The organism is Streptomyces nigrescens, from assembly GCF_027626975.1.
Taxonomy (GTDB): domain Bacteria; phylum Actinomycetota; class Actinomycetes; order Streptomycetales; family Streptomycetaceae; genus Streptomyces; species Streptomyces nigrescens.
Genome location: NZ_CP114203.1, coordinates 5,882,926 through 5,901,382 on the forward strand (window position 1 = coordinate 5,882,926; position 18,457 = coordinate 5,901,382).

Annotated in this window: 15 protein-coding genes and 1 pseudogene; 12 read left to right on the forward strand and 4 right to left on the reverse strand. The window is 72.1% G+C overall.

Annotated elements, in window-relative coordinates; genetic code table 11:
* Positions 1–232 precede the first annotated feature (232 nt).
* Together STRNI_RS26235 and STRNI_RS26240 are read left to right on the forward strand one after the other, a co-directional pair.
* Positions 233–1,681, forward strand: coding sequence for a nitrate/nitrite transporter (locus STRNI_RS26235; RefSeq protein ID WP_277412125.1), 1,449 nt, complete (start codon positions 233–235; stop codon positions 1,679–1,681).
* A 226-nt stretch (positions 1,682–1,907) separates the two neighbouring features.
* Positions 1,908–3,134, forward strand: coding sequence for a uroporphyrinogen-III synthase (locus tag STRNI_RS26240; protein ID WP_159488120.1), 1,227 nt, complete (start codon positions 1,908–1,910; stop codon positions 3,132–3,134).
* Between the two features lie 70 nt (positions 3,135–3,204).
* Here the strand turns inward: STRNI_RS26240 and STRNI_RS26245 are convergent, their stop codons facing one another.
* Positions 3,205–3,981 carry a class I SAM-dependent methyltransferase gene (locus STRNI_RS26245; RefSeq protein WP_262040585.1) on the reverse strand — a complete coding sequence of 259 codons (777 nt, stop codon included), beginning with the start codon at positions 3,979–3,981 and terminating at the stop codon, positions 3,205–3,207.
* 286 nt (positions 3,982–4,267) lie between these two features.
* Here STRNI_RS26245 and STRNI_RS26250 point away from each other — a divergent pair, with 286 nt between their 5' ends.
* From STRNI_RS26250 to STRNI_RS26275, 6 genes are all read left to right on the forward strand, one after another.
* Positions 4,268–4,909, forward strand: coding sequence for a CGNR zinc finger domain-containing protein (locus STRNI_RS26250; RefSeq protein ID WP_159488122.1), 642 nt, complete (start codon positions 4,268–4,270; stop codon positions 4,907–4,909).
* Between the two features lie 100 nt (positions 4,910–5,009).
* The gene (locus tag STRNI_RS26255) at positions 5,010–5,549 is read left to right on the forward strand and encodes a sigma-70 family RNA polymerase sigma factor (protein ID WP_093646547.1); all 540 of its coding nucleotides are present in this window, start codon (positions 5,010–5,012) and stop codon (positions 5,547–5,549) included.
* Complete coding sequence (locus STRNI_RS26260) at positions 5,546–6,286, forward strand: anti-sigma factor family protein (protein WP_277412126.1); 741 nt, start codon at positions 5,546–5,548, stop codon at positions 6,284–6,286. Before STRNI_RS26255 ends, STRNI_RS26260 begins: the two co-directional genes overlap by 4 nt.
* Positions 6,287–6,513: 227 nt before the next feature.
* Positions 6,514–9,090, forward strand: a complete 2,577-nt coding sequence (locus tag STRNI_RS26265; RefSeq protein WP_277412127.1) for a HelD family protein — start codon at positions 6,514–6,516, stop codon at positions 9,088–9,090.
* Positions 9,091–9,531: 441 nt separating this feature from the next.
* Positions 9,532–10,965, forward strand: a complete 1,434-nt coding sequence (locus STRNI_RS26270) for an NAD-dependent malic enzyme (protein ID WP_018091259.1) — start codon at positions 9,532–9,534, stop codon at positions 10,963–10,965.
* Between the two features lie 307 nt (positions 10,966–11,272).
* Positions 11,273–11,554: an HU family DNA-binding protein gene (locus STRNI_RS26275; protein ID WP_006605312.1), complete on the forward strand. Its 282-nt coding sequence runs from the start codon at positions 11,273–11,275 to the stop codon at positions 11,552–11,554.
* A 149-nt stretch (positions 11,555–11,703) separates the two neighbouring features.
* Here the strand turns inward: STRNI_RS26275 and STRNI_RS26280 are convergent, their stop codons facing one another.
* The 3 genes and pseudogenes from STRNI_RS26280 to murA all read right to left on the reverse strand — a co-directional run bounded on the left by STRNI_RS26280 (position 11,704) and on the right by murA (position 14,025).
* On the reverse strand, positions 11,704–12,057 hold the full coding sequence (locus STRNI_RS26280; RefSeq protein ID WP_277412128.1) for a hypothetical protein: 354 nt from the start codon (positions 12,055–12,057) through the stop codon (positions 11,704–11,706).
* Between the two features lie 21 nt (positions 12,058–12,078).
* Positions 12,079–12,537, reverse strand: a pseudogene (locus STRNI_RS41410) (serine hydrolase); the annotation flags it as partial.
* A gap of 141 nt (positions 12,538–12,678) precedes the next feature.
* A complete protein-coding gene (murA, locus tag STRNI_RS26290) occupies positions 12,679–14,025 on the reverse strand; it encodes a UDP-N-acetylglucosamine 1-carboxyvinyltransferase (protein ID WP_018091261.1) in 1,347 nt (448 codons plus the stop codon).
* Between the two features lie 296 nt (positions 14,026–14,321).
* On the opposite strand from murA, the gene STRNI_RS26295 reads away from it, so the two are divergent.
* From STRNI_RS26295 to STRNI_RS26310, 4 genes are all read left to right on the forward strand, one after another.
* On the forward strand, positions 14,322–14,993 hold the full coding sequence (locus tag STRNI_RS26295) for a YqgE/AlgH family protein (RefSeq protein WP_109890073.1): 672 nt from the start codon (positions 14,322–14,324) through the stop codon (positions 14,991–14,993).
* Positions 14,994–15,182: 189 nt separating this feature from the next.
* Positions 15,183–15,866, forward strand: a complete 684-nt coding sequence (locus tag STRNI_RS26300; protein WP_159488124.1) for a hypothetical protein — start codon at positions 15,183–15,185, stop codon at positions 15,864–15,866.
* Positions 15,867–15,989: 123 nt separating this feature from the next.
* Entirely contained in the window at positions 15,990–16,283 is a 294-nt protein-coding gene (locus tag STRNI_RS26305) for a DUF3039 domain-containing protein (protein ID WP_026169910.1), read from the forward strand.
* A 513-nt stretch (positions 16,284–16,796) separates the two neighbouring features.
* Positions 16,797–18,452 (forward strand): beta-N-acetylhexosaminidase, encoded by a 1,656-nt coding sequence (locus tag STRNI_RS26310; protein ID WP_159488125.1) that lies wholly within the window; start codon positions 16,797–16,799, stop codon positions 18,450–18,452.
* Positions 18,453–18,457 lie beyond the last annotated feature (5 nt).

Consider the following 18,457-nt stretch of genomic DNA (forward strand, 5'->3'; position numbering starts at 1 on the left):
TGTGCGCCCGTACTCACCAGGAGTACGGGTCGCCTGGCGCGGCAGCATAGTTACGCAACGCGACCGTCGCCGCGGAAGTGTGCAGATCGCACCCGCACGGGCGTCCGGGCCGCCTCACCACCCGTCGCCACACCCCGTGAGTGCAAGGTTTCGTCCGTGTCACCGGGCGGCACGGTATGGAAACCCGCCATCCCTAGCGTCAGTGAGCAGGACCTGAACCCTGGGAGGCGCGATGACGGCCGCGGCAGCAGAGACCCGTAGCGAGAGCCCTGACGAGACCCCCGCCGGCAGTCGTGGCGAGGGCCGGCCGAGGAGGGGCGGCCGGTGGATCGAGCACTGGGACCCGGAGGACGAGGGCTTCTGGCGGGAGACGGGGGAGCGGGTCGCGCGGCGGAACCTGGTGTTCTCCGTGCTCTCCGAGCACATCGGGTTCTCCATCTGGAGCCTGTGGTCGGTGATGGTGCTGTTCATGGGGCCCGAGTACGGGATCGATCCGGCCAGCAAGTTCTTCCTGGTGGCGATGCCGACGGTGGTGGGCGCGGTGCTGCGGGTGCCGTACACCTTCGCGGTGGCGCGGTTCGGCGGGCGCAACTGGACGGTGATCAGCGCCGCGATGCTGCTGGTGCCGACCGCGGCGGCGGCGGTGGTGATGGAGCCGGGCACCTCGTACACGACGTTCATGCTGGTCGCGGCGTTGGCGGGGGTCGGCGGCGGGAACTTCGCCTCGTCGATGACCAACATCAACTCCTTCTATCCGCTGCGGAAGAAGGGGTGGGCGCTGGGGATGAACGCCGGTGGCGGGAACATCGGGGTGCCGGTGATCCAGCTGCTGGGGCTGCTGGTGATCGGGACCGCGGGGGCCGCGCATCCGCGGATCGTGCTGGCCGTCTATGTGCCGCTGATCGTGGTCGCGGCGGTGTGTGCGGCGCTGTTCATGGACAACCTCGCGCCGGTGACGAACGACACCGGGGCGGCCCTCGACGCCGCTCGGGAGCCGCACACCTGGGTGATGTCGCTGCTGTACATCGGCACCTTCGGGTCGTTCATCGGCTACAGCTTCGCCTTCGGGCTGGTGCTGCAGAACCAGTTCGCGCGCACGCCCCTCCAGGCGGCGTCGCTGACCTTCATCGGGCCGCTGCTGGGGTCGCTGATCCGGCCGGTGGGCGGACGGCTGGCGGACCGGTTCGGGGGTGCCCGGATCACGCTGGGCAACTTCGGGGCGATGGGGCTGGCCACCGGGGTCGTCATTTATGCCTCGGCGGAGCGGTCGCTGCCGGTGTTCCTCGTCGGGTTCATCGCGCTGTTCGTGCTGACGGGGCTGGGCAACGGCTCCACGTACAAGATGATCCCGGGGATCTTCCAGGCCCAGGCGCTGCGGCGGGGTCTGGCGGGGGAGGAGGCCGCGGCCTACGGGCGGCGGCTGTCCGGGGCGGCGATGGGGCTGATCGGGGCGGTGGGCGCGCTCGGCGGGCTGGCCATCAACCTCGCCTTTCGCCAGTCGTTCCTGGTGGCGGGGTCGGGCACGCCGGCCTTCGTGTCGTTCCTCGGCTGCTACGTGGTGTGCGGCGCGGTGACCTGGACCGTATACCTGCGCCCGGCGGCCCGTGCGCGGCGTACGGCGGAGGCGGCGGAGGCCGAGCCGGCGGACGAGGGGCGGCGCCCGGTGTACGCGGAGGTGTGAGCGGGACGGCGCAGGCGGCGGCCGCTTCCGGGCCGCCGTAGCCGCCCCCCGCACCCGGCCGGTCGTACGGGGCGGCGTGCGGAGCGTCGTAACCACGGGGAAATATGGGAGGACCGGGGTTGTCACGTGCCGTTGGCACGCTGGCGACTTGGCACTCCGTGCCGCCCGAGCCGCGGCGGTACGGAAGCACAGGGCACCACACCACTCTGGGCGGAGCGGGACGACCATGCACGAACAACAGCAGGAGCACAGCGAGCAGGAGCGGACGGCATCCGAGCCGGGACCGGACGCGGGGCCGGACCCGAAGCCGGACCCGAGGCCGGCCGTCCGGCCGCTGGAGGGGTTCACCGTCGGGGTGACCGCGGCCCGGCGGGCGGAGGAGCTGGGCGCGCTGCTGGAACGGCGCGGCGCCCAGGTGCTGCATGCCCCCGCCCTGCGCATCGTTCCGCTGCCGGACGACACCGAGCTGCTCGCGGTGACCCGGGACCTGATCGAGCACGCCCCGGACATCGTCGTGGCCACCACCGCGATCGGCTTCCGCGGCTGGATCGAGGCCGCGGAGGGCTGGGGCCTGGGCGAGGCGCTGCTGGACCGGCTGACCGGGGTGGAGCTGCTGGCGCGCGGGCCCAAGGTGCGGGGTGCCATCCGGGCCGCCGGGCTGACCGAGAAGTGGTCACCGGCCTCCGAGTCGATGGCCGAGGTGCTGGACCGGCTGCTGGCGGAGGGCGTCGCCGGGCGGCGGGTGGCCCTCCAGCTGCACGGGGAGCCGCTGCCGGGGTTCGTCGAGGCGCTGCGGGCCGACGGCGCGGAGGTCGTCGGCGTCCCGGTGTACCGCTGGATGCCGCCGGAGGACATCGGTCCGGTCGACCGGCTGCTGGACGCGGTGACCGGGCGCGGGCTGGACGCGGTGACCTTCACCAGCGCGCCGGCCGCGGCGTCGCTGCTGCGCCGGGCCGGGGAGCGCGGTATCCGCGAGGAGGTGCTGGCGGCGCTGCGGCAGGACGTGCTGCCGGTGTGCGTGGGGCCGGTGACCGCGCTGCCGCTGCAGGCGGAGGACGTGCCCACGCTCCAGCCGGAGCGCTTCCGGCTCGGGCCGCTGGTGCAGCTGCTGTGCCGTGAACTGCCGGGCCGGGTGGAGATGTTGCCGGTGGCCGGGCGGCGGCTGGAGATCCGTGGGCACGCCGTCGTGCTGGACGGGGCGCTGCGGCCGGTGCCGCCGGCCGGGATGGCGCTGCTGCGCGCCCTGGCCCGCCGTCCCGGCTGGGTGGTCTCCCGTGCGGATCTGCTGCGCGCCCTGCCCGGCGCGGGCCGGGACGAGCATGCGGTGGAGACCGCGATGGCCCGGCTGCGGGTGGCGCTGGGCGCGCCCAAGCTGATCCAGACGGTCGTCAAGCGCGGCTACCGGCTGTCGTTGGACCCGCATGCGGACACGGACAAGTACGGCGGGGAATAGCGGGGCCGGGGCGGGCCGGGGCGGGACGGGGCGGGGCCGGGCCCGTTTACCGGGGTCCCCAAGACGCGCCCTACTGCGGGTTGTTGACGCGGATCTTCGACTGGCCGTGCTTGCGCGTCTCCCAGTCGTCCATGAAGCGCGCCTCCAGGCCGTGCTTGCGGGCCAGCTGGAGCAGGGTCTCGGTCCGGTAGTAGAAGTCCTCGCGCAGCACCTGGTGTTCGGCGCCCTCGGTGCGGTCGAAGGTGAAGTCGAAGAAGCCGCCGGGGGCCAGGATCCGGCCGACATGGGCGAGGCACTCGTCGATGACGTCGAGTGGTGAGTGCGAGAAGACGCTGTGCGCGTGGACGACGTCGAAATGGGCGGACGGCAGGAAGTCCAGCTTCAGGTCCTGCGTGATCGTCAAGTGCGGCAGTTTGTCCTGGAGTTCGTAGGTCGTCAGGGTCTGCTTCGCGGAGATCAGGATGTCCGGTGAGATATCGATGCCGTAGTAGTTGCCGGTGTCCAGGTAGGCGATGAAGCGCCAGCCGGCGCGCAGGTTGCCGCAGCCGATGTCCAGCATCCGGTGGCTGGGCTTCAGACCGTGCTCGGCCAGGTAGTCGAACTGCATCTCACCCAGTGCCAGCCAGCGCTCATGGCTGCGGCTGCCGACCGCGGCCTCCGGATTGCGGCCGGTGTCGGAGGCCATCACCGCCCGGTAGTAGGCCACATGGCCGGGGTGCTTGAGGCGCAGCCAGGTGTCGCGGGCGGTGCGCCTGACGTACGGAGTGATCCGGTCCGGGTGGCGGAGCGCGTAGCCGATCTTGTGGGTGAGGCTGGCGCGGTTCGTGAGCAAAGACTTGCGCGACATGGAGACCTTCGTCCTGGAGGGGCTGAGGCGCTCGGGGGCTGTCCGGCGGACCGGGACACGCTCCAAGCATGCGGCGGACCGGTGCGGAAGGCCCGTGGAGCGCCGCGCGCCGGACTATACATCAGATGTATACGCGCAGCGTCTACTCGCAGTGTTTACGTGGCCTGGGAGTGCGGGTCCCCATGGTGCGGGTGCGCGGAGTGGCCGCCTCCGGAGGGTTCCGGCCGGACCGCGGGCCGGGCACTCTGGGAGCACACACGTTTGGTCCCTAAGGAGTGACAGGCACATGGCGGCGCCTTGTGAGCTGCGGTTCGACTGCGGGCGGATCTGCCTGGACCTGGCGGCCACCGCGGACGGCGCCGCCGCCGAACGCCTCGCCGGCCCGGACCAGTTGCGGGCCTGGCTGACCGGCGCGGGCCTGGTGCCGCACGGCACCCCGCTGGACGGCGTCGACGGGCGCTGGGTCGGCCGCTTCCGCGGGCTGCGGGAGCTGCTGCTCCGGGTCGTGCACGACGAGCTGCGGGGCGGGGCGGCCGAGGCCGATCTGGCCCTGCTCAACTCCGCGGCCGCCGCCGGGCAGCCGCCCGCCGTCCGCGCCGTACGGGCCCCGGACGGCACCCTGGCCCGTGCCCTCCCCGGCCCGCCCGAATGCGCCGGACTGCTGGCCGCGGTCGCCCGGGACGCGATCGGGCTGCTGACCGACGCGGCGGCGCGCGCCCAGCTGCGGCAGTGCGAGGGCGAGAGCTGCACCCTGGTCTACCTGGACACCTCGCGGGGCCGCCGCCGTCGTTGGTGCTCCAGCGAAGTGTGCGGCAACCGGGAGCGGGTGGCGCGGCACCGGAGGCGGACGACGGTGCGCCGGGAGCAGTCCGGCGGCGCCGTCGCGGACCCCGTCACCAGGGCGGAAAACTTTTCCGCCGGACGCTGAACGCCCCGTCCGTCCCGTCCGTACTCCTCACCGCAAGTCCGATTCATGGCAGGGTCCCCGTCGATCTTGGGCGATCTGGGCTATCGACCCGGGAGTTGGAGTGCGTAAGGATGCCGTCGTGGCAGACAGGACGACACCTGAAGAGGAGCTCATGCGAGCCCTCTACGACGATCATGCGGGCCCGCTTCTCGCCTTCGTCCTGCGATTGGTGGCGGGCGACCGGCATCGCGCGGAGGACGTGGTGCAGGAGACGCTGGTGCGCGCCTGGCGCAACGCCGACCAGTTGCAACGGGCGACCGGCTCGATCCGGCCCTGGCTGGTTACGGTTGCCCGGCGGATCGTGATCGACGGGCACCGCAGCCGAAAGGCCCGGCCCCAAGAGGTCGACGCGACCCCGCTGGAGACCATGCCCGCCGCCGATGTGATCGACCGGGCGCTGCGCCTGATGACGATCTCCGAGGCGCTGAGCGACCTGAGCCAGGCCCACCGAGAGGCCCTCGTCGAGACGTACTTCAAGGAACGTACGGTCAGCGAGGCAGCGGAGGTGCTGCGCGTGCCGGCCGGAACCGTGCGGTCCCGGGTGTTCTACGCGCTGCGCTCCCTGAAGCTCTCACTCGAGGAACGAGGAGTGACGGAGTGATCCCGCCCACGCAGCCGGACCGGCACAGCGACGTCGGCGCCTATGCGCTGGGCGTCCTGGACACCGCCGACACGGAACGGTTCGAGGCGCATCTCGTCGGCTGTGACCGGTGCGCGGCCGAACTCGAGGAGCTGATGGCGCTGACGCCGGTGCTCGCCGAGTTCAAACAGTCCGCGCCCACCCCGCAGACGATCACGGCCGTCCCCGGGCCCCGGGTGCTGGACGGACTGCTCGACGAGGTCCACGCCACCCGCCGCGGCCGCGGCCGGCGCCGGCTGTTCCTGGTCGCCGCGGCCGTCGTGCTGATCGTCGGCGGGCCGCTCGCCACCTTCTCCCTCAAGGGGGAGGGGGACGAGGCGCCGACGCCGCCGCTGGCGAACGCCGTCCGGGCCCAGTACGCCGCGGGCGAGAAGGTGACCTCCACCGACCCGGACACCAAGGTCTCGGCGGGCGTCTCCATGGCCGCCCGGCCCTGGGGCACCCAGGTCGTCCTCGAACTCGCCAACGTCAAGGGGCCGCTGAGCTGCGACCTGGTCGCCGTCGGCAAGGACGGCAAGCGGCAGACCGTCACCACCTGGGCGGTCCCCAAGGGCGGCTACGGCATCCCGGGCAGCGCCGCGAAGTGGAACCGCGAGCCCCTCTACGCGACGGGCGGAGCGGCCCTCAACCGCGGCGACATCGACCACTTCGAGATCAACACGCTGGACGGCAAGCGGCTGGCCACGGTGAAGGCCTGAGCATCCGGGGCGCCAGGACCGGCGCCCCGGCCCCACACGGTGCGGGCGCCGGTCAAGGACCGCCATGCCTTTCCGACCGGCACAACCCCGACCGGGCACACCCGACGTAGCGCCCAGAATCGACATCCGTCCAAACTCGCCCGTCTTTGTCCCTTTCACCAGGTGCGCGCGGTGCCTGGTTCGCGTACGGTTGACGGCTGCCCTACGCACAGCAGAAGGGGGCCTGGGTGGCCGCGCACAACGCCACGCACGCACCGGATCACGCTTCGGATTCCGTACGCGACCGCGAGATCGAGGCCGAGCAGACGCATCTGGACCGTGTCTACCGGCGCCTTGAGGAGAAGATCCACGAGGCAGAGTTCCTGATGGACGACGCCGCCAAGCGCGGCCAGGTCGGCACGCCCGGCGCGCTCGCCGAGCGCGACGCCCAGGTCTTCCAGGCCGGCGTCCATCTCCACCGCCTGAATTCCGAGTACGAGGACTTCCTCTTCGGCCGGATCGACCTGCTCCTCGGCAAGGACGGCAAGAAGGGCCCGGACGGCGCCTTCACCTCCGTCGAACCCGCCGACGGCGCGATCGAGGACGGCCGCGCCACGATCGCCGAGACGCTGCACATCGGGCGTCTCGGTGTCCTCGACGCGGACTACTCCCCGCTGGTCATCGACTGGCGGGCGCCGGCCGCCGCCCCCTTCTACCGGGCCACCCCGGTCGCCCCCGGCCGGGTCGTCCGCCGGCGGGTGATCCGCTCCAAGGGCCGTAAGGTCCTCGGCGTCGAGGACGATCTGATGCGTCCGGAGGTCACCGCGACGCTGGACGGCGAGGAGCTGCCGGCGATCGGTGACGGCGCGCTGATGGCCGCGCTGGGCCGGGCCCGCAGCCACACCATGCGGGACATCGTCGCCTCCATCCAGGCCGAGCAGGACAAGGTGATCCGGGCGCCCGCCGCCTCCGTCACCGAGGTCGAGGGCGGGCCCGGCACGGGCAAGACCGCGGTCGCCCTGCACCGCGCCGCCTACCTCCTCTACCAGGACCGCCGCCGCTACGCGGGCGGCATCCTGATCGTCTCCCCGACCCCGCTGCTGGTCGCGTACACCGAAGGCGTGCTGCCGTCGCTGGGCGAGGAGGGCCAGGTCGCCATCCGGGCACTCGGCTCGCTCGTGGACGGCGCCGAGGCGACCGCCTACGACCCGCCGGCGGTGTCCCGTATCAAGGGCTCGTCGCGGATGCAGAAGCTGCTGCGCAAGGCGGCCCGCGGCGCGCTGGAGCTGGCCGCGCCGGGCGCACCGCACACCGGCCGGGAGGCCGCCACGGCCGCGGCGAACGGGTCGAACGGGGGAGGGGCCCCCGACGGGGACGCCCAGCTGTCCCTGGAGGACCTCTTCGAGGCGTCCGGGGACGACAGCGAACGGGACGCGGCCGCCAACGGGAGCCGCAGGAGACGCCACAGAGCCCCGCGTCCCGCCCAGCCCGCCGCGGGCCCGCCCGCCCATCTGCGGGTCGTCGCGTTCGGCGGCCGGATCGAGCTGGACGCCGACGAGCTGCGTGCCATCCGGCAGTCCGCGCTCGGCGGCACCGCACCGGTCAACCTGCTGCGCCCGCGGGCCCGCCGGCTGATCCTGGACGCCCTGTGGACCAAGTCGGGCGCCGCGCGCCGCTACACCGACCCCGAACTCGCCGCCGAGGCCCGCGAGGGCTTCGACGAGGACATCACCACCGAGCCCGACTTCCAGGAGTTCCTGGACGCCTGGTGGCCCGAGCTGACCCCGCGCGGGGTGCTGGCCGCCATGGCCGACGAGCGTCTGCTCGGCCGCTGGGCACGCCGTCTCCTCAACCCGCGCGAGGTACGCCAACTGGCCCGCTCGCTGCAGCGGCTGGACCGCGGTGGCCACGGCCCGCTGTCGGTGCACGATGTCGCGCTGCTGGACGAGCTCCAGATGGTCCTGGGTGCCCCGATGCGTCCGCCCCGCCCGCGCGAGGCCGATCCGCTGGACCACCTGACCGGCCTGGAGGAGCTGACCACCCACGCGGACCGCATGGGCGGCGGCCGCAGCCGGCGCGAACGGCTGGAGGAGGAGCGCACCGACTACGCCCATGTCATCGTCGACGAGGCGCAGGACCTGACGCCCATGCAGTGGCGGATGGTCGGCCGCCGCGGCCGGCACGCGACCTGGACGGTCGTCGGCGACCCCGCGCAGTCCTCCTGGTCCGACCCGGACGAGGCCGCCGTCGCCCGCGACGAGGCGCTCGGCACCCGCCCGCGCCGCCGCTTCACCCTCACCGTGAACTACCGCAACCCCGCGGAGATCGCCGAACTGGCCGCCCGGGTGCTGGCGCTGGCGATGCCCGGTATGGCGTCCCCGAAGGCGGTCCGCTCCACGGGCCTGGAGCCCCGCTTCGCGCTCGTCGCGGACGGGACCGGGACCGGGACCGGGAACGGGAACGGGCGGGCCCGGTCCGGCGACGACACGGCGCTGGCGCAGGCCACGGTGGCCGAGGCGGAGCGGCTGCTGGGCGAGGTGGACGGCACGGTCGGCGTCGTGGTGGCCATGAACCGCCGTGCGCAGGCCCGCCGTTGGCTGGCGCCGCTCGGCGACCGGGTGGTGGCGCTGGGATCCCTGGAGGCCAAGGGGCTGGAGTACGACGCGACGCTGGTGGTCTCACCGGCCGAGATCGCCGACGAGTCCCCGGCCGGCCTGCGGGTCCTGTACGTGGCGCTGACCCGGGCCACCCAGCAGCTGACCGTGCTCTCGGCCGAACGGGACGAGCCGGACGCGGCCGGAGTGCCCGACCTGCTGCGGGACTGAACCGTCCCGCAGGCCGTGCCGACACCCGGACGGCGGCCCGCGCCGGGCGTGCGCGCCGCCGTCCGAGGGGTCTTGAAATCGGCCCCCCGGGACGGGATTCGCTTCCGGGGATGGTTTGTTAGCCTGGGTGACGGCACCGGCTCGATCCAAGCCCCCGGGCCCAACCATCGTCGCTACGAGCGACCACTTGCCGCGAGGCGAGCATGGCGGGTCGGTGCCGCTGAACGCAGGAGAGGCCCACGTCACCCCGTGACGTGGGCCTCTTTGCTGTTGGTCTTTTACTGTGGCCGCAATATCTCGTATGGTGGAAGTCGTTTTCCGAAGTAGCCGCCGCCTGCGAACAAAACGTTCTCAATGCCGGGCGGCTACCGCGTACTCCGCGGTAGGTGCGACGATCGGACGGCAAATTCAGCCACACGGTGAAAGCAGAGGAAGTCGGCCATGGCAACGGCGCCCAGCGTCTCCTACTCGATGACGGTCCGGCTGGAGGTGCCCGCGAGCGGAACCGCGGTCTCCCAGCTCACCACGGCCGTCGAGTCCCACGGAGGCTCGGTGACCGGCCTCGACGTCACTGCGTCCGGACACGAAAAGCTCCGCATCGACGTCACCATCGCGGCGACCTCCACGGCCCACGCCGACGAGATCGTCCAGCAGCTGCGCACCATCGAGGGCGTCTCGCTCGGCAAGGTCTCCGACCGTACGTTCCTGATGCACCTCGGCGGCAAGATCGAGATGTCGTCGAAGCACCCCATCCGCAACCGTGACGACCTGTCGATGATCTACACCCCGGGCGTCGCCCGTGTGTGCCAGGCCATCGCCGACAACCCCGAGGACGCCCGCCGGCTGACCATCAAACGCAACAGCGTCGCGGTCGTCACCGACGGCTCCGCCGTCCTCGGCCTCGGCAACATCGGTCCCAAGGCCGCGCTGCCCGTCATGGAGGGCAAGGCGGCCCTCTTCAAGCGCTTCGCCGGCATCGACGCCTGGCCGCTGTGCCTGGACACCCAGGACACCGACGCGATCGTGGAGATCGTCAAGGCCATCGCCCCCGGCTTCGCCGGCATCAACCTGGAGGACATCTCCGCCCCCCGCTGCTTCGAGATCGAGGCACGGCTGCGCGAGGCCCTGGACATCCCGGTCTTCCACGACGACCAGCACGGCACCGCCATCGTGGTGCTCGCCGCGCTCACCAACGCGCTGCGTGTCGTCGGCAAGAAGATCGACGACGTCCGGGTCGTGATGTCCGGCGCCGGCGCGGCCGGCACCGCCATCCTCAAGCTGCTGATCGCCGCCGGTGTCCGGCACGCCGTCGTCGCCGACATCCACGGTGTGGTGCACGCCGGCCGCACCGACCTGGTCGACGCCGACCCGGACTCGCCGCTGCGCTGGATCGCCGACAACACCAACCCCGAGGGCGTCACCGGCACCCTCAAGGAGGCCGTGGTCGGCGCGGACGTCTTCATCGGCGTCTCCGCCCCCAACGTCCTGGACGGCGACGATGTCGCGAGGATGGCCGAAGGCGCGATCGTGTTCGCACTCGCCAACCCCGACCCGGAGGTCGACCCGGCCCTTGCCCGGCAGACCGCCGCCGTCGTGGCCACCGGCCGCTCCGACTTCCCGAACCAGATCAACAACGTCCTGGTCTTCCCCGGAGTCTTCCGCGGCCTCCTGGACGCCCACTCCCGTACGGTGAACACCGAGATGATGCTGGCCGCGGCCGGAGCCCTCGCGGACGTCGTCCTGGAGGACGAGGTCAACCCGAACTACATCATCCCCAGCGTCTTCAACGAGAAGGTCGCGGGCGCGGTGGCCGGTGCCGTCCGGGAGGCCGCGAAGAGCGGCGACCCGGCTGTGACAGCCACCACGGCGGTCTGAGTACGGCGCGTCGCTGGACACGCCGTCGTTGGGGCCCCCATAGGGTGGCGGGCAGCAAGCGACCGCCGCCCTGTGGGGCCGGCCCGGAGCGGGAATAATACGGAGCGTCACCACTAACGAGGCAGTGGCGCTTTTCGTGTGACCCTCCTGGGTGCCGGATTGGCTTTACCGCCGCAGGTGGGGGCAGGATGCGTAATCGGGCGCGAGGGTCTGGCACCAGACCCGGGTCCGGGGACTGTCCGAGGACCCTGGCAGCATCGGCTTCGATCTCACGCCTCATTGGCAAGAAGAACACGGGAGTACAAACATGAACCGCAGTGAGCTGGTGGCCGCTCTGGCCGATCGCGCCGAGGTGACCCGCAAGGACGCCGACGCCGTTCTGGCCGCCCTCGCCGAGGTGACCGGCGAGGTCGTCGCCAAGGGCGACGAGAAGGTCACCATCCCCGGCTTCCTGACCTTCGAGCGCACCCACCGTGCCGCTCGCACCGCGCGCAACCCGCAGACCGGCGACCCGATCCAGATCCCGGCCGGCTACAGCGTGAAGGTCTCCGCGGGCTCCAAGCTCAAGGAAGCCGCCAAGGGTAAGTAACACCCTCAGCACGGCATGACAGGGCGGCCATCCCTTCCAGGGGTGGCCGCCTTTTTGCGTTCGGAGGGGGAGCGCGGGAGCCGTGCCGCCCCGGCCTGAGCCCCCGTTGGCCTTCCGGTGCCCGTGAGGCGGCCTGTGCCCGCCCGGGATCAGCGGCCCGGGTGGACGGGAGGTCCGCCGGGTCCACGTCCGCCAAAGGGGCCGTCACGGCCGTCCTGCGCGGCGCACAGGGCGTGGTCGGCCAGGTCGGTGACGCCCCGGATCTGGCGCACGGCCGTGTCGTTGTCCCCGGGGCGGCCGTGCGTGGAGACGGTGAGGGTGCTCCGCCCGTCCGGGGTCACGGCGGGCCACATCACGTAGCCGAACCCGGTGCCGGCGTGCCCCCAGTACCCGCCGCCGCAGGACAGCGGTGTCCAGACGAGGCCGAGTCCGGCGCGGGTGCCCGGGGGAGCGCCGTGGTCGTCCCGCTCCCAGGAGCGGCCCGTGACCGCCTTGATGACCATGCCGGCGAGCAGGTAGTTGGTGTTGGAGTACTCCCAGCGTGTACCGGGAGGGGAAGCGGGCGGGTGCCGTAGGGCCAGGGCGACGCGCTGCCCGGGGGTGTAGGTGGTCCAGCGGTGATGGCGGTATCCCGCCGCGCCCGGTTCCGGGACGACGTCCTTGAGGTAGTCGGGCAGTCCGCTGGTGTGCCGGAGCAGCTGCCGCAGGGTGATCCGGCGGCCGTCGTTGGACGGTGCGTAACCCGTGGGGTGTTTCCAGTCTGGCCGATAAGCCGGTGACGCCGGCGTCCCGCAGTGCGTCGGCGTCCTGTTGGAGACGGGAGGGCCGTACGGCGGCCGCCGCTGCGGTGCCCGCGGGGAGAAGCGTGGTGAGGAGCGCGACGGAAAGGACGGCCGCTGTCCGGCGTGCCCTCCGGAGTGGGGTGATCGACATGCGGCAACCGTAGGAGCGGGCAGGTGCGGAGACCATCCGGCCTGCTTCAGGTTTCGCCGTCGGGTTCTCCACCGGCCCGTGCCCGTACGCCTGTTGACGGCACGCGGCCCCGGCGGACCGGGGGAGCCGGCGCGGTCATGGCCGGCTCCGGGGCCGTCGGCCCCGGAGCCTGAAAGCCGCCCCGTCCGCGCTCAGTTGGGCAGTGCGCCGTTCGGCAGCTCGACATCGGCGCCGAGTTCCACGAGCTTCTCCATGAAGTTCTCGTAGCCGCGGTTGATCAGGTCGATGCCGTGCACCCGGGAGGTGCCCTGCGCCGCCAGTGCCGCGATCAGGTACGAGAAGCCGCCGCGCAGGTCGGGGATGACCAGGTCGGAGCCCTGCAGCTTGGTGGGCCCGGAGACGACCGCGGAGTGCAGGAAGTTGCGCTGGCCGAAGCGGCAGGCGGAACCGCCCAGGCACTCGCGGTAGAGCTGGATGTGCGCGCCCATCTGGTTGAGCGCGGAGGTGAAGCCCAGCCGGGACTCGTAGACCGTCTCGTGCACGATCGACAGGCCCGACGCCTGGGTCAGCGCGACGACCAGCGGCTGCTGCCAGTCCGTCTGGAAGCCGGGGTGGACGTCGGTCTCCAGGGCGATGGCGTTGAGCAGGCCGCCCGGGTGCCAGAAGCGGATGCCCTCGTCCTCGATCTCGAAGGCGCCGCCGACCTTGCGGAAGGTGTTGAGGAAGGTCATCATCGACCGCTGCTGCGCGCCGCGGACGTAGATGTTGCCCTCGGTGGCCAGCGCCGCGGACGCCCAGGAGGCCGCCTCCAGGCGGTCCGGGAGGGCGCGGTGGGTGTAGCCGTCGAGTTTGTCGACACCGGTGATCCGGATCGTCCGGTCGGTGTCCATGGAGATGATCGCGCCCATCTTCTGCAGCACGCAGATGAGGTCCTCGATCTCCGGTTCCACGGCGGCGTTCGACAGCTCGGTGACGCCCTCGGCCAGGACGGCCGTCAGCAGCACCTGCTCGGTCGAGCCGACCGACGGGTAGGGCAGCCGGATCTTGGTACCGCGCAGCCGCTGCGGGGCTTCCAGGTACTGCCCGTCGGCGCGCTTCTCGATCGTCGCGCCGAACTGGCGCAGCACGTCGAAGTGGAAGTCCACGGGCCGGCCGCCGATGTCGCAGCCGCCCAGACCGGGGATGAAGGCGTGGCCGAGGCGGTGCAGCAGCGGGCCGCAGAACAGGATCGGGATCCGGGAGGAGCCCGCGTGGGCGTCGATGTCCGCGACGTTGGCGCTCTCCACGTGGGACGGGTCGAGGACCAGCTCGCCCGGCTCGTCGCCCGGGCGCACCGTGACGCCGTGCAGCTGCAGCAGCCCGCGCACCACGCGTACGTCGCGGATATCGGGCACGTTGCGCAGTCGGCTGGGGCCGCTCCCGAGGAGGGCGGCGACCATGGCCTTGGGCACAAGGTTCTTCGCGCCGCGAACCCGGATCTCGCCCTCGAGCGGGGTGCCGCCGTGGACAAGCAGTACGTCGTCAGTAGAGACGGTCATGGATCTCGCGTTCCTGGAGACGGGCAGGGGCCAAGCCAAAATGGTAAGGGCGGCGGAGGGTGTACCCGTAGGCCCGTGCGTGCTTTGACCATGTAATGGCTTTGTCACAACACGCTCCGCTACGATCAGTCTTTGCTCTGTAATCGCCCTTTGGGGGAATTGCCGGGGAATGTCCCCAATGGGCTGTCCGGCGCCGAGGGTGTGCGCCGGTGCTGCCGCCGTACGCCCTGCCCTGCTCTCGCACGGGTCCGGGCGTTGACTCCCCGCTCCGGGCAGAAGTGCGGGATCATGTGGCCATGACCGAGGTGTCCTCGCTCACAGGCCGGCTTCTTGTCGCGACCCCCGCGCTCGCCGATCCGAACTTCGACCGCGCGGTGGTGCTGCTCCTCGACCACGACGAGGAGGGCTCCCTCGGCGTGGTCCTGAACCGTCCCACCCCCGTCGGCGTCGCGGACATCCTCGCGCCCTGGGCCTCGCTGGCCGGTGAGCCGGGAGTGGTCTTCCAGGGCGGACCGGTGTCGCTGGATTCGGCGCTCGGGGTGGCCGTGGTGCCGGGCGGGCTGTCCGGTGAGGGCGGGGTCCCGTCGGTGGACAGCGGCGCCCGGCCCCAGGACGACGGCGCGGAGATGGCCGGTGTGCCGGCCGCGGACCGGGCGGACGTGCAGTCGGGTGACGAGCCGCTGGGCTGGCGCAGGGTGCACGGAGCGATCGGTCTGGTCGATCTGGAGGCCCCTCCGGAGCTGCTCGCGGCGGTGCTGGGCAGTCTGCGGATCTTCGCCGGGTACGCGGGCTGGGGGCCGGGCCAGCTGGAGGACGAACTGGTCGAGGGCGCCTGGTACGTGGTCGAGTCCGAGCCCGGCGATGTCTCCTCGCCCGACCCGGAGCAGCTGTGGCGCGCGGTGCTGCGCCGGCAGCGCAACGAGCTGGCGATGGTGGCCACCTATCCGGATGATCCGTCGCTGAACTGAATCCGGATGGCGCTGTGCGGCGCGGCCGGTGCGGGGGGCGTGGGTCACGGGCCGGATTTTGTTGACGACTTGATTATTGTGACGGCTTCGTCATGGGGAAATGTCAGTGCCCGTCGCTATGGTGCGGGATGACAGGGGACGGTGCGCGGCCGCGTCGGCGGGGCCGTGCTGGACAAACGGGGAGAGGCCATGCACAGGCCGAGCGTGCCCGAGGATCTGGACCACCCGGAGCGCCTGTGGGCGCGCGCCGCGACGCTGGCGGTAGTGGCGGCCGCCGTGGACGACGGGGACGAATTCTCCTGGAGCGACCAGGGATTGCAGTGCTGGAACGTCGGCGGCAGCTACTGGTGGCGGCTGAAGATGTTCGAGGACGGCCGGGCCCTGCTGTGCGGCCAGGACTCCGACGGCAGTCACACGCACAGCGGAGGCCGGCAGATCGACTTCCTGGACGGCGGCCCCGAGTGGCTGCCCTGGGAGGAGCTGCGGGAGGACGCCGCCGGCAATCTCTTCGGCTTCGTCTACTGGTGGCAGGACGGCGCCTGGGCCCGCGCGCCGTACCCCGAGAAGATGCCGGACGACGGCCTGGAGACGGCCATGAGCTGGGTCGCGCCCGGTGACGACGCGATCCGGGAGATCGCCGAGGACCTGGCGGCCCGCACGGAGACCGAGGTCGACGCCATGACGGCGGTGCGCGCCTTCCTCGCCGCCGCCGAGGCCCGCACGGTCGGCGCACAGGACATCGCCACCCTGCTCGACACGGTCTGCGGCCAGGACACCTGGTACGAGGTCCGGCCGGACGCCGCCCTGGCCTTCGCCACCGAGCTGGGGCTGACGGCCGGGGACCGGGGCGGGATGGCGGTCGCCTCCTGGTGACGGTGGCTTCCTGGTGACGGTGGCTTCCCGGCGGCGCCGGGGTGGCGGCGGCGGGTCTGGCGCTCCACCTGGCGGTGGACCGAGGCTCCCGGGTTGCGGCGCGCGTGAGTACCCTTGGCTGTTATGAGCACTCTTGAGCCCGAGCGCGGGGCAGGTACGGGGACCCTCGTAGAGCCGACACCACAGGTGTCGCACGGCGACGGCGACCACGAGCGCTTCGCCCACTATGTCCAGAAAGACAAGATCATGGCGAGCGCGCTCGACGGCACCCCCGTCGTGGCGCTGTGCGGCAAGGTCTGGGTCCCGGGTCGTGACCCGAAGAAGTACCCGGTCTGCCCCATGTGCAAGGAGATCTTCGAGTCCATGGGCGCCGGTGGCGACAAGGACAAGGGCGGCAAGGACGGCGGCAAGAAGTAACCGCCGGCAGGACCGTCCCGCCCGGCCGGTCCTGCCCGTCCGTCAGCGCACGGCCGCACGCGCTCTGTCGCACGGGCGCAGCCGCACAAGTACAGCCGCACCGGCACAGCCGTATGAGCCCAGCGCAGCCGCATGAGCTCAGCAGAGCCGAAGAGCCGCAGGACGCAGCCGTCGTCCTGCGGTGACGGCACCCCGCCTCGGGTACGGGCCCGGATCCTTCGTGGACCGGGCCCGTCTCCGTGCCTGCCTGCGTTCCCGTCCGGGGCGCTCCGCCTCCCGCACCGGCGCCCCCGCGCACTCCACCCGGCAACGGCGCGGGCGGTCTTCCGCACGCCGGACGGGACGAACGGCGCGGGAACGTGGCAGCATCGCCGTGACGACCACCCCCGTGCCGGTCGTCGCTTCCGCGCACCCGCATCCGTATCTGCGCGCTCGTAACTGCGTAGGCGTATCTGCGTACTCGTACAGGCCGGACGGTCCTGGGGCCGTCCGCCGCGGTGAAGGACGGACGGCATGCCCGAGACGGACCCCACCCCCACGGCACCGGGCGGCGGCCTGGTCCCGGCGCCGCTGAGCATCGACGGGCCCTACCGCAGCGCCGTCCGCCTGGGCGAGGACACCGTGTTGGCGGCCGAACCCGGCACCGAGGACACCGCGCGCTGGCTGCGCGCCACCCTGGGCGCGGCCTTCGGCCTGCCGCTGCCGCCCGGCTCCGGCAAGGCGACGGACGCCCTCGCCCTGGCCCTCGACCCTTCCCTGCCCCCGGAGGGCTACCGGCTGGCGGCCGACGCCCGTTGGGGCGTACGGATCACCGGCGGCGGCCCGGCCGGAGTCTTCTGGGGAGCGCAGACGCTGCGGCAGCTGCTCGGCCCGCAGGCCTTCCGCCGGGCGCCGCTCGCGCCGGAGCGCGCGGCCGTCCTGCCGCAGCAGACCGTCGACGACGGCCCCCGCTTCGCCTGGCGCGGCATGCTGCTCGACGTCGCCCGGCACTTCCTGCCCAAGGACGGAGTGCTGCGCTACCTCGATCTGCTCGCCGCCCACAAGCTCAACGTCCTGCACCTCCACCTCACCGACGACCAGGGCTGGCGGATCGAGATCAGGCGCTACCCGAAGCTGACCGAGGTCGGCGCCTGGCGGGAGCGCACCAAACTCGGCCACCGGGCCTCCCCGTTGTGGGACGAGCGCCCGCACGGCGGCTACTACACCCAGGACGACATCCGCGAGATCGTCGCCTATGCCGCCCAGCGGCATATCACCGTCGTGCCCGAGATCGACATCCCCGGACACTCGCAGGCCGCCATCGCCGCGTACCCCGAACTCGGCAACACCGACGTCATCGACACCACCTCCCTGAAGGTCTGGGACACCTGGGGCGTCAACCCCAACGTACTGGCGCCCGCTGACAACACCCTGCGGTTCTACGAGCACGTCCTGGAGGAGGTCCTCGGCCTCTTCCCCTCGACGTTCGTGCACATCGGCGGCGACGAGTGCCCCAAGGACCAGTGGCGGGCCTCCGCCACCGCCCAGGCGCGGATCGCCGAACTGTCGCCGGCCGGCGAGGACGAACTGCAGAGCTGGTTCATCCGGCACTTCGACCGCTGGCTCGCCGACCGCGGCCGCCGGCTGATCGGCTGGGACGAAATCCTGGAGGGCGGACTGGCCGAGGGAGCCGCCGTCTCCTCCTGGCGCGGCTACGCGGGCGGTATCGCAGCCGCGAAATCCGGCCATGACGTCGTCATGTGCCCCGAACAGCAGGTGTATTTGGACCACCGTCAAGACCCCTCCCCGGACGAGCCGGTGCCGATCGGCTTCGTACGGACCCTGGAGGACGTCTACCGCTTCGAGCCGGTACCACCGGAGCTCACGGCCGATCAGGCCGCGCATGTCCTGGGCACCCAGGCCAACGTCTGGACCGAGGCCATGGACAGTCAGCAGCGCCTCGACTACCAGGTCTTTCCGCGGCTGGCGGCCTTCGCCGAGGTCGCCTGGTCACGGCTGCCCGCCCCGGCCGACCGCGACTACCAGGACTTCACCCGGCGCATGGCTGCCCACTACACCCGCCTCGACGCCCTCGGCGTCGATTACCGCCCGCCCGGCGGCCCCCTCCCTTGGCAGAAACGCCCCGGGGTGCTCGGACGCCCGATCGACGGGGCGCCCCCAAACGTGTGAGCCCT

Excerpts from the sequence above, each read along its gene's own strand:
- STRNI_RS26235 (WP_277412125.1), top strand. The coding sequence starts at position 233 with ATGACGGCCGCGGCAGCAGAGACCCGTAGCGAGAGCCCTGACGAGACC.
- STRNI_RS26240 (WP_159488120.1), top strand. The coding sequence starts at position 1,908 with ATGCACGAACAACAGCAGGAGCACAGCGAGCAGGAGCGGACGGCATCC.
- STRNI_RS26245 (WP_262040585.1), bottom strand. The coding sequence starts at position 3,981 with ATGTCGCGCAAGTCTTTGCTCACGAACCGCGCCAGCCTCACCCACAAG.
- STRNI_RS26250 (WP_159488122.1), top strand. The coding sequence starts at position 4,268 with ATGGCGGCGCCTTGTGAGCTGCGGTTCGACTGCGGGCGGATCTGCCTG.
- STRNI_RS26270 (WP_018091259.1), top strand. The coding sequence starts at position 9,532 with ATGGCAACGGCGCCCAGCGTCTCCTACTCGATGACGGTCCGGCTGGAG.
- STRNI_RS26275 (WP_006605312.1), top strand. The coding sequence starts at position 11,273 with ATGAACCGCAGTGAGCTGGTGGCCGCTCTGGCCGATCGCGCCGAGGTG.
- STRNI_RS26280 (WP_277412128.1), bottom strand. The coding sequence starts at position 12,057 with ATGGTCATCAAGGCGGTCACGGGCCGCTCCTGGGAGCGGGACGACCAC.
- murA (WP_018091261.1), bottom strand. The coding sequence starts at position 14,025 with ATGACCGTCTCTACTGACGACGTACTGCTTGTCCACGGCGGCACCCCG.
- STRNI_RS26295 (WP_109890073.1), top strand. The coding sequence starts at position 14,322 with ATGACCGAGGTGTCCTCGCTCACAGGCCGGCTTCTTGTCGCGACCCCC.
- STRNI_RS26300 (WP_159488124.1), top strand. The coding sequence starts at position 15,183 with ATGCACAGGCCGAGCGTGCCCGAGGATCTGGACCACCCGGAGCGCCTG.
- STRNI_RS26305 (WP_026169910.1), top strand. The coding sequence starts at position 15,990 with ATGAGCACTCTTGAGCCCGAGCGCGGGGCAGGTACGGGGACCCTCGTA.
- STRNI_RS26310 (WP_159488125.1), top strand. The coding sequence starts at position 16,797 with ATGCCCGAGACGGACCCCACCCCCACGGCACCGGGCGGCGGCCTGGTC.